General features: G+C 36.8%; 10 protein-coding genes. All 10 read left to right on the top strand.

What is annotated here, in order from left to right:
* On the top strand, window positions 1-241 hold a 241-nt coding region (locus EV203_RS13575; RefSeq protein WP_207910891.1), incomplete at its 5' end, for a hypothetical protein.
* Window positions 184-984: a PucR family transcriptional regulator gene (locus EV203_RS10590; RefSeq protein ID WP_041587301.1), complete on the top strand. Its 801-nt coding sequence runs from the start codon at window positions 184-186 to the stop codon at window positions 982-984. The genes EV203_RS13575 and EV203_RS10590, both read left to right, overlap by 58 nt.
* A gap of 183 nt (window positions 985-1167) precedes the next feature.
* On the top strand, window positions 1168-1743 hold the full coding sequence (locus EV203_RS10585) for an HD-GYP domain-containing protein (RefSeq protein ID WP_011025400.1): 576 nt from the start codon (window positions 1168-1170) through the stop codon (window positions 1741-1743).
* A gap of 37 nt (window positions 1744-1780) precedes the next feature.
* Window positions 1781-3715, top strand: coding sequence for a methyl-accepting chemotaxis protein (locus EV203_RS10580; RefSeq protein WP_011025401.1), 1935 nt, complete (start codon window positions 1781-1783; stop codon window positions 3713-3715).
* Window positions 3716-3747: 32 nt separating this feature from the next.
* A complete protein-coding gene (locus EV203_RS10575; RefSeq protein ID WP_011025402.1) occupies window positions 3748-5283 on the top strand; it encodes a chemotaxis protein CheW in 1536 nt (511 codons plus the stop codon).
* A gap of 32 nt (window positions 5284-5315) precedes the next feature.
* Entirely contained in the window at window positions 5316-6419 is a 1104-nt protein-coding gene (locus EV203_RS10570) for a protein-glutamate methylesterase/protein-glutamine glutaminase (protein ID WP_132040512.1), read from the top strand.
* On the top strand, window positions 6397-6978 hold the full coding sequence (locus tag EV203_RS10565; RefSeq protein ID WP_132040510.1) for a HEAT repeat domain-containing protein: 582 nt from the start codon (window positions 6397-6399) through the stop codon (window positions 6976-6978). Before EV203_RS10570 ends, EV203_RS10565 begins: the two co-directional genes overlap by 23 nt.
* A 15-nt stretch (window positions 6979-6993) precedes the next feature.
* Complete coding sequence (locus tag EV203_RS10560; RefSeq protein ID WP_132040508.1) at window positions 6994-7812, top strand: CheR family methyltransferase; 819 nt, start codon at window positions 6994-6996, stop codon at window positions 7810-7812.
* Window position 7813: 1 nt separating this feature from the next.
* Window positions 7814-8194, top strand: coding sequence for a response regulator (locus tag EV203_RS10555; protein WP_243700677.1), 381 nt, complete (start codon window positions 7814-7816; stop codon window positions 8192-8194).
* Window positions 8195-8205: 11 nt separating this feature from the next.
* Window positions 8206-10617 carry a chemotaxis protein CheA gene (locus EV203_RS10550; RefSeq protein ID WP_132040515.1) on the top strand — a complete coding sequence of 804 codons (2412 nt, stop codon included), beginning with the start codon at window positions 8206-8208 and terminating at the stop codon, window positions 10615-10617.
* Window positions 10618-10619: the final 2 nt, after the last annotated feature.

The following is a 10619-nucleotide window of genomic DNA, read 5'->3' as shown; positions in this document are numbered from 1 at the left end:
AAAAAAAAAAAAAAAAAAAAAAAAAAAAAAAAAAAAAAAAAAAAAAAAAAAAAAAAAAAAAAAAAAAAAAAAAAAAAAAAAAAAAAAAAAAAAAATATTAGATAATTCAAAAGGATTTTATCGAATTTTGTCGAATATAAATAAAAAAAGAGGATTAGGTTATTTATGGGGAGGGTTTATTGCATGGGAGAAATCCCATTTGAGCAATCATATGCGATTAAAGATTTGGGTAACGAGTTAGAGAAGTTAATGAGAAAAATTAATGGCTTAAATTTACCTCTTTATGATGAGAATTTTGCTCTAATTTGTGAACTACAAATAGACATGCCACAAAACAAGCACGAGGAAGAGTTCATAAAGAGAAAAACAAAAGATTTTTTAAGAAATGCGTTAGATACACATTTTCTTTTTACTTTACCTAAAACCGATGAAATATTATTATTTCTTGGGTTTGATAGAAATAGATATGAAAATCGGACATATAGGAATATGTTAAGAGAAGTTTTTTGTAAACTGCAAAGAGAAATACGCACTTTAACTTCACATTTCAAATTAGTAGTAGGAGTCAGTTCATCAATAAAAGGGGAGTTTTCCTTTAAAAAAGCCTATACTGAGGCTCATGTAGCGAAAGAGGTAGGAAAGAGGATTTACAAGGAAGAAACCCTTACTTTTTATGACGATTTAGGTATATACAAATTTTTGCGTTTTGTTGATAGAGAAGATATTTTGAAAGACGAAAGTATCCGTTGTATTTACGAATATGACAAAAAGCACAATACAAATCTACTAGAAACCTTAGAAGCATTTATGGATAATAATGGAAGTATAAAGAAGACGGCTGAGAAAACTTTTATGCATCCAAATACGATTAAATATAGGTTAAATAAAATAAAGGAATTGGCAGGAGAAGATATACTAAAGGACGAAAGTAAGAGATTCTACTACTATCTATTGACAAAAGCAATAAGACTAATTTTGGATTGAGTAATGTGTTTACTATTCATAGCAAAAAATACACAACATGCTATTTTTTTTGTCCTTTTAAGACATATGTTTTTTCCAATACTGTTATTATAATTAAATTTAAGCGAAAGCTCCAAAATTATAGGAGGTGAACTTTAGATAGCATAAAAGCACAAAAGAAAAAATGTTAAAGGAAGGTAGAGCATGACATCTGACGTTACTCATTCTTTATTTTACATGCTACTAGCAAGAGATAGAGCAACAGCCATTCATTCTCGAAATGTGGCAAAATACGCTATGACGATAGGCGTTGCATTGGGCTTAGATTCAGAGGATATGAAAGAACTATATATAGCTGCTCTATTGCATGATTGCGGCAAGGTTGCATTGCCAGACAAGCTTTTAAAAACGTCTAGAAGCTATACACGTTGGGAAAAACAAATGATGCAGCAGCATGTAGTAATAGCAAAAAAGTTGTTAGTAAATCTCGGTTTCCCCAAAAAGATTATTGACGGCATTTATTATCATCACGAAAGATACGACGGTATGGGTTATGTGGAAGGTTTAAGGGGTGAAAGCATACCACTTTTCGCACGAATAATTGCTATTGCAGATGTATTTGACGCGCTTACAAGCAAAAGACCTTACCGAGATCCGTTATCCATTCAACAGGCTATTGACGTATTAAAAGAATCAAAAGGACAGTTTGATGAAGAATTGTTGGACATTTTTTTAAGATATATTAACAAATCATATGTCGATACTGTTAAAAATATTTAAATTCAAAAATTTTACAATATTATGGGAGGTTTAAAATATGGCTGAAAAAAATCATAAGACACTTGCTCCTTTGAGCGGAGAGACCACAAGTACAACTAGCATAAATACAGCCATGGAGGGGGTAGATAAAAAGCAAATTGAAATACAAAGGAAAAAGGCGCGCACCTTTGCAAAAAGGCAACAGGCAGCGGAAAAAATTGCAGCAGCAACAGAAGAGCTTTCATCTGGAGTTGAAGAAGCTTCAGGAGCAATTGAAGAATTGAGATCTTCTATGGAACAAATTGCTAGCGGGGCAGAGGAAGCAAGCAAAGCAATTCAGGAGTCACTCGCAGCAATTGAACAAGTAACCAAAGGAGCAGAACGTTCAGCAGAGAATGCCCAGAGGGTATTGGATAGGGCTAAGGCTATTCAGTTACTTGTAAAAAAGACAGCTGAAGACATAGAAAAGCTTGTAGAAGGTGTAAATAAAGCATCGGCTAAAAATGAAGAATCAGCAAGACTTGTAGCACAACTAGAAAAGCAAGCAGAGAATATAGGTGATATAGTCAAGACAGTTGGGAGAATAGCAGATCAAACTAATTTACTGGCATTGAATGCAGCCATAGAGGCAGCACGGGCTGGAGATCACGGCAGAGGATTTGCCGTAGTCGCTGATGAGGTAAGGGTACTTGCTGAAACTTCGGAAAAGGCGGCTAATGATATAAGAGAAGTAGTAAACCAAATTCAGCAAGAAGTTAAGGTGGTAGTAGATGCCATTAATGGAGCAGCAGCCAAAGCACGTTCACAGGTTGAAAGAGGGAAAACTATAAGTGAAGGTCTTGTTTCTATTCTCACGGCAATGGATGAGGTAGTAAAAGGGGTGTCTTTGATAAATGATCTCAGTCGTCAATCGTTTCAAGCTGTACAAGAATTCCAAAAAGGAGCGGAAATAATAGCAAGCAATGCCGAAGAGCAGGCTAGTGCTACAGAAGAGTCACTTCAAGCGATAGAACAACAAGCAAAAGCTCTCGCTGATGTAAGTCAGGCGGCTGCTGAACTTGCTGAGATGGCAGAAGATTTAAGGACGTCCACTGATACTCAAAAATCGGCTGAAAGCTTTGCAGCTGCGGCAGAAGAACTTTCCGCTGCGATAGAAGAATTAAGCAAATCAGCAGATCAAATAATGGTTGCACTTTCCCAGATATCCAAAGGTGCTGAACAGCAGGCAAGTGCAGCAGAAGAATCTTCCAGCGCTGTTGCTCAGGTAGAAAAAGGAATGAAGACGATTGGCGAGCAGGCGCAGTCGGCTTTAAATAAAGTGATGGAACTTTCAAGGTTACTTGAAACCAACAAGAGCAATGTAGATCAGCTTATTGCTGGTATTGAAGATGCTCTTAATGAAAACAAGCTAAATATAGAAAAAATAAAAACGTTGGAGTCTATGGCTAAACAGATCAATAAAATTGTGGATACTATTGTCACAGTTGGTATTCAAACAAACATGCTTGCGGTAAGCGGAGCTATAGAAGCTGCAAGAGCAGGAGAATACGGTAAAGGCTTTGCAGTTGTTGCATCGGACATAAGAAATTTGGCGCAAGATAGTACGAATAATGCAGAGCAAATCAAAGAACTGGTAAGAGCTATACAGGAGCAAATAGAAATAGTGCTTGAAGATGCAGAGGCAATAGGCGATTCTACTGTTGAAGAGGTAGAAAAAGCTAGAAGTACTTCAAAAGATTTGGAGCAGATAGAAAAGGATATGAAGGAAATGGTAAAAGCTAGCGAAGAAATTGCAGAAGAGGCTAATCAGAGTATATTAGCGATAGGGCAAATAAGGGAAGGAATAGACCAGATTGCATCTGCAGCCGAGGAGGCTTCAAGGGCTGCACAAGAAGCAGCTGCAGCCGGTAAGCAACAAGCAGCGGGTATAAGGGAGTTAGCACAAGCTATTGAAGACATTGCAGCACTAGCCGATGAAATGCAACAGCTTTAAGATTTAAATATATTGGTTAAGGTGATGGTTTTATGGAACTGATAAACACAAAAGATGTGGCAAGGAAAAATGGCCTTCAGTGTGTTACATTTCATTTGGGCGATGAAATATATGGCATAGATATGCGATATCTCCAAGAAATAATAAGGGTTCCTGATGTAGTAAAAGTTCCCGGCACTCCTTCATATATTCGTGGTCTTGCCAACTTGCGAGGTACAATCTTACCGATCGTAGATTGCAGACTACGTTTGGGACTCAAAAGAAATGAGGATACTGAGGCAAGTCGTGTGATCGTGCTGACAGCGGGTAACAAGAAATTAGGGTATGTGGTTGATCAGGTGGTTGGAGTAATATCTATCCATGAAAAGGAAATAGAAAAGGGGTCTGGCTCAGAAACTGCTGCAGACTTTGTTGAAGGTATTGCCAAAATTGAAAAAGGCAAAAAGTTGATCATGCTGCTAGATGCCAAGAAACTTCTAAATTTCCGCGATGGAGAAACTATCAAAGAAGAGGTGGAAGTTAGTAAGAACAATATAATTGACATAGTTCAAGAAAGCGAAAAGAAGAACACAGATGCTAACGGTGAACAATTGGAGATGATAAGTTTTAAGATAGGAGAGGAAGAATACGGTATTGAGGTAGGCAGTGTACAGGAAATTGTTCGTTTTTCTGGTGAAGTTAGTGAGGTCCCCAATACACCACCTTATGTCCTTGGTGTTATTTCTCTTCGAAATAAGGTATTACCCATTGTTAGCTTACGACGATTGTTTAATATGGAGGAATGCTCTTTTGATGAGAGGTCGAGAATAGTAGTTACAAGTATAAGTGAAAATGGTTTTACATATGCTGTGGGGCTTAAAGTTGATTTGGTTTTGGAAGTGTTGAGAATAGATAAAGTTGCGGTTACTCCTGTGCCACCTTTATTAAAGACAAAAGATAGTGAAGAAATAAGTGGTATATGTAAGCTGAATGAAGGTAGCCGCCTAGTTTACATACTTGATCCCAAAAAGCTATTTTCATATAGGTTAAGAGAAAGTGCTGATATATTGAGGGCACAGGGTGGTGATGAAGAGATGAAGGTTGTTGATACGAAGGACGAAGAGGAGCAACTTGTAACTTTTTTGGTAGATGGTATAGAATGCGCATTTTCTATAGAGGATGTAAGGGAGATAATAAGACCAACAGAAATAATAGCGGTTCCTAAGGCACCGGATTTTGTGGAGGGTGTTATAAACCTGCGAGGTACGATTGTACCTGTTATCGATCTTAGAAAAAAATTTGGATTAAAAGAGAAAAATCGGGATGATCGCAATAGGATAGTGATCGTTGAAATTTCTGGAAGGCACACCGGTCTAATCGTTGATTCAGTTAAAGAAGTAGTAAAAATTGGACATTCTCAGATAGAGGATGCGCCAGAGATTCTGATGGATGAAATAGACCAAAGGTTTATAAAAGGAATTGCGAAGTTTGATGAAACGAATAGAATGATTATTTTGCTATCTGTGGAAGAGGTGTTGTCAGGAAAGGAGAAAAAAGAACTAATGGCAATAGAGGAAGCAGATAATTGACGCAAGGGTTTGATAGGAGAGAAGTGTTAATTATGAAGAAAAAAATTCGCGTACTCGTAGTGGATGACTCTGCTTTTATGCGGAGGTGTTTAAAGGATATACTTGAAAATGAGGAAGACATGGAAGTAATTGATACCGCTCGTGATGGCAATGAGGCAGTAAAGAAGGCAGTAGAACTTCGCCCTGATGTGATAACTCTTGATATAAATATGCCAGTAATGGATGGGCTTACTGCGCTGCAGTACATAATGTCTCTTGCGCCATGTCCTGTTGTAATTATTTCATCTCTTTCTACAGAAGGAGCTTTAACCACATTTGAAGCTCTCGAACTTGGAGCTGTTGATTTTGTGGCAAAACCAGGAGGCACAGTTTCGCTGGGAATAAAGCAGCTTGCAGACGAAATTGTATCAAAAGTGAGGATAGCTGCCTTATCTAATAAGGAGCTACTAAGTTCTTCAAGAAACTTTAAAAAGTTATTGAAACGTAGAAATCAGGAAGTAACTAGGAAAGTATATGAAAATAAAATTTCTAAAAAAGAAATTGTGGTAGTAATTGGAGTTTCTACAGGGGGACCGAAAACATTGATGGAAATTTTACCTTATCTTCCTTCAGATTTTCCGGCAGCTGTGTTGGTAGTTCAGCACATGCCGCCAGGTTTTACCCAATCTTTTGCTCAACGTCTAGATCAAAGCTGCAATTTAAAGGTAAAGGAAGCGGAAGACAAAGCGTTTATAGAACCTGGAACAGTTATCATTGCAAAAGGTGGATGGCACCTTGTGGTGGAAAGAGATTCAAGAAGTTCTAAGCTTATTACTAGATTAACTCAGAAGCCTGAAGAGACACTTTATAAGCCTTCTATTAATGTTACCATGAAATCGGTACTTGAAAATGTAGATGGCCGGAATATTATAGGTATATTTTTGACGGGTATGGGTGACGACGGTGCAGATATGATGGTTGAAATAAGAAAACGAGGTGGATTAACTATTGCAGAATCACAAGAAACTGCTATAGTATATGGTATGCCAAGAGCAGCTGTAGAGCGTGGTGGGGCTGAGATAGTAGCACCTGCTTATAAGATAAGTGATATCTTGTTAAAGAAGGTGAATGAATATGCAAGAACCTCAGAATATTAATGAATTAATCAGGCTAATGAAGAATGGCAGAAATGAAAGCGAACGCATCGCGGCAGCACTCGATTTGGGGAATTTTAAAAGCAAGGAGGTAGTAGAAGCCTTGGTGGAGCAACTTTGTATAGAGACAAGTAGAGCAGTACAAGAATCAATAGTGAGTTCTCTTATAAAAATAGGAAACGAAAATGTTGCAGAGCTTGCTGTAGAGTTACTTAAAAGCGATGATGCTTATCTTAGGAATGTTGGAGTAGAAATATTGGCAACCATAGGGGATTCGGCTCTTGAGGTTTTTGAAAGAATGATAATGCATCCTGATAAAGATGTGCGACAGCTAGTGGTTAATGCTATAGGAGAAGGACAATTGAAAGAAGCTGTCATGATTTTAAGAAAAGTTGTAGAGGAAGATGAAGAAGAAAATGTTGTGGCGGCAGCAGTTGAATACTTAGGCGAGATTGGCGGTAGTGAGGAGGACAAAAAAGCAATAAAGCAAGCTTTAAATCGATTTTCTAGTCCTTTTTTTCAATATGTTGGAGAAGTTGCGCTAAAAAAATTGGGAGGATAGAAATGAGGTGTACAAGTGACAGCTGAGGAATTCATCAAGTTAAGAGATTTTATTTACCGTAAAACAGGAATATATTTTGAAGAACAAAAAATGTATTATGTCAAAAACAGGGTAGAAAGCCGGATGGAAGCTACCGGATATGAAAATTTTAGGAGCTATTTTACTTGGCTGCGATTTGATGTAACGGGTCAAGAACTTCAACAATTGCTTAATGCTTTAACAATCAATGAAACATATTTTTTTAGAGAATATTATCAATTGAAATGTTTTGCAGAAGAAGTTTTGCCTGAAATTTTGGAGAGAAAACGTAAAGAAAACAGCCGAAAAATTAGAATCTGGTCTGCAGGTTGCTCCACGGGAGAAGAACCGTATACACTTGCCATAATTATGAAGGAAATGCTTGAAGATGTAGATGATATAGACTGGGAAATTTATGCAACAGATATAAACACTGAGGTTTTACAAAAAGCCGAGAGAGGATTATATTCACAAAGAGCTGTTCGACTTGTACCAGAAGAGTATAAAAAGCGCTATTTATATAAAAAAGGAGATTTTTATGAGGTAATACCAGACCTTAAAGAAAAAATTATATTTTTTCAGTTAAATTTAATGGATGCAGTGGAAATGCGAAAAATGAGGAATTTTGATGTGATTTTTTGCAGAAATGTACTCATTTATTTTGATGATGCATCTCGAAGGCAAGTAGCAATTTATTTTTATGAAGCTCTTGTAGAAGGGGGTTATATATTTTTAGGCCATTCAGAGTCAATGAGCCGTATTACACCTATCTTTAAACTGCGAAAATTTAAAAATGCGTTTGTGTACCAGAAATGAGGTGAAAAGAGTGAATCCCAGCGTATTAATTGTGGATGATTCTGCGGCAGTGCGTGGTTTTCATGGCTCGATACTTCGGAATGTTGGCTTTGAGGTCGAAGAAGCTGCCAACGGTTATGAGGCTTTAGAAAAGTATCTTGCCAAAAAATTTGACCTTTTATTAGTTGATGTGAATATGCCCAAAATGCATGGATACGAGTTGATACGGCAGATAAGAGAACAAGAGCTTCATGGTTTTGTGCCAGTGATTGTTATATCTACAGAATCAGGAGAAAATGACTATTTAGAAGCGTTTCGAGTTGGGGCAAATCTTTATTTAGAAAAACCGGTTGATCCGATATGCTTGCAACTTTCTGCAAAAATGCTTACAGGGATAAGGTAGGGATGACTGAAATGAAGAATGAATCCAATGGATTTATAAAGAATGCAAAAAAATTGCTTGACAATATAGGCTTTTTTGTGCTTGGGTTAGAAGATGCTTATGAGAAAGATAAAGCAGCTGAAGAAATTTTAAGCAGATTGAGTGAGTTATTGCAATTATGCAAGTCCTATGATTTTAATAAACTGAGTTCTTTTATAGAAAGTTTAATAAAACTGATTAAGGAAATAGCACAAAAAGAGAAATTTCTCGATACGGAGATAAGTGATTTTTTACTGGATTCTTTTGAGAGGATAATAAGTTTAGTTGAAAACGCTGAAAAAGAAGGACTTGAGACATTAAAAGCGCCGGAGCTAAAAGAATTTGAAGGCAGAATATCAGAGTTTTTGGATGAAATGGATAAAATGCCTCAAGCTTCTGTGATACATACAGACGACATGTTACGCACTATTTCCAAAGACAAAAAGATTTTTTTAAATGAATTAATACAAAAAAGCGAAAATGTTTATGAAATACTACTTCAAGTAGTAGGTACAAAAGCTGTAGAAATTGATGTAACGGAATTTTTTGACAAATTAAAAGAAATTGGAGAGGTTACACATATTGATGCTGATACGCGAAAATTACCTTTACTAGAAGAGCTTGATCCTTCTATCCCTTATATATCTTTGACTTTTGTATTGATATCTGATAAAAATGCCCAAGAAATAGAAGATACACTGTATAAAGTAATAGGAACAGATACTGATGTAAAGGTACTTGTGTCACCGGTATTTCCTGATGCAATTGAAAAATTTACGACATCGAAAGGCGATTCTTTATCAGCTATGTCGGCTGGAGAAGACAAGGTACAAGAAGTCATGGATATGATAATTTCACAGCAGGAGGAGTTCTATAAGATTGCAGAGACGCCAGAAGACCGGCGCTGGAGAGGAAACATGGTTATAAATGTGCTTCAAAGGATAGCAGAATACATGGGTTGGGTTACAAAAAGTGGAAATTTAGTTAAAATGATTAAAACAAACAAAATCAAATTACCAGAAAGATTTGTAAATCTTGTGAATCTTATAATAAACAACGACAAAAAATTGCAGGAAAATGAGTCTAAAGATAGGGGAGTTTATGCAGCAAGAACTGAGAATGAAGGAATAGAAAGGCGTGAAATTAAAAAAGGTGAAGAGAAAATCTTGCAAGAGTATAATGAAAGTATTTCCAGAGATATGACGAACAATAAAGGTTTTTCAGAAATCGAAACTACGAAGACACTGAAAGTAGACCAGACTAAAATCGATGAGCTTATGAAGTTAGTAGGAGAACTGGTTGCAGTCAATAATGGACTTTCGTTTATGATAAAAAAAATCGAAATGGAATATGGATCAACAGATGTAACAAAAGAATTAAAAGATAAGCAGGTTTTGTTAAAGAGGATAGGAAATGACTTACAGGACATAGTAATGAGCTTGAGACTTCTTCCAATAAAATATATATTTGATCGTTTTCCCAGAATGATTCGCGAGATTAGCAGAAAACTTGACAAGAAGGTACGTCTTGTTACCGAGGGGGAGGAAACCCAGATAGACAAGAATATTGTAACGGCGCTTTATGATCCAATGTTACACATTATAAGGAATGCAATCGATCACGGAATTGAGAAGCCGGCAGAACGGTTAAAAAAGGGAAAATCCGAAGAAGGTTTGTTGGTTCTAAAGGCACAAAAAATAGGAGATAAGGTTATTATTGAAGTCAGAGATGATGGACGTGGCATCGATACTGAGGTAGTAAAAGCGAAGGCAGTTCAAAAAGGTTTTGTATCTGCTGAAAAAGCAGCGACGATGGATGAACACGCTGTTTTGGAACTTCTGTTTATACCTGGTTTTAGTACTTCAGATGACGTAACGGAGTTGTCTGGTAGAGGTGTGGGAATGGATGTCGTTCGTGATACAGTGAGAAGACTGGGTGGTAATGTACGTTTGATGAGTAAAGCGGGAGTAGGTACTTCTGTATACCTGGAACTGCCTGTGACAATGGTAACATCCAGGGTACTGTTATTTACTTTGAAAGAGCGCCGTTATGCCTTGCCCCTTGAAAGTGTGGGAGAACTAGTAAAAATAAAGGTTGAGGATATAAGAAAGATGAAAGGAAAAGAAGTAGTAGTATTGAGGGGAGAAATAATGCCACTTTTGAGACTAAAGGAATTTATGGGACTTCAAAATGATGCGGAAGAAAAATTTGATACAGAATATTCACTTGTTGTACTAAATAATGGCGTGGCGGTGATGGTAGATGAATTTATTGGTGAACAGGAGATCATTATAAGGCCACTTCCGGAGGAACTATCTTCAGTATATTTTTTGGGTGCGGCTATATTGGGAGATGGGGATATTGTTCTTGTTCTAAATCCTGAAAAATTAGGAGGAGGCATTTAAAG

Origin of the sequence: Caldanaerobacter subterraneus (assembly GCF_004345675.1) — a bacterium.
GTDB classification, from domain to species: Bacteria; Bacillota; Thermoanaerobacteria; order Thermoanaerobacterales; family Thermoanaerobacteraceae; genus Thermoanaerobacter; species Thermoanaerobacter subterraneus.
This window is presented reverse-complemented; position numbering and strand designations above follow the sequence as displayed.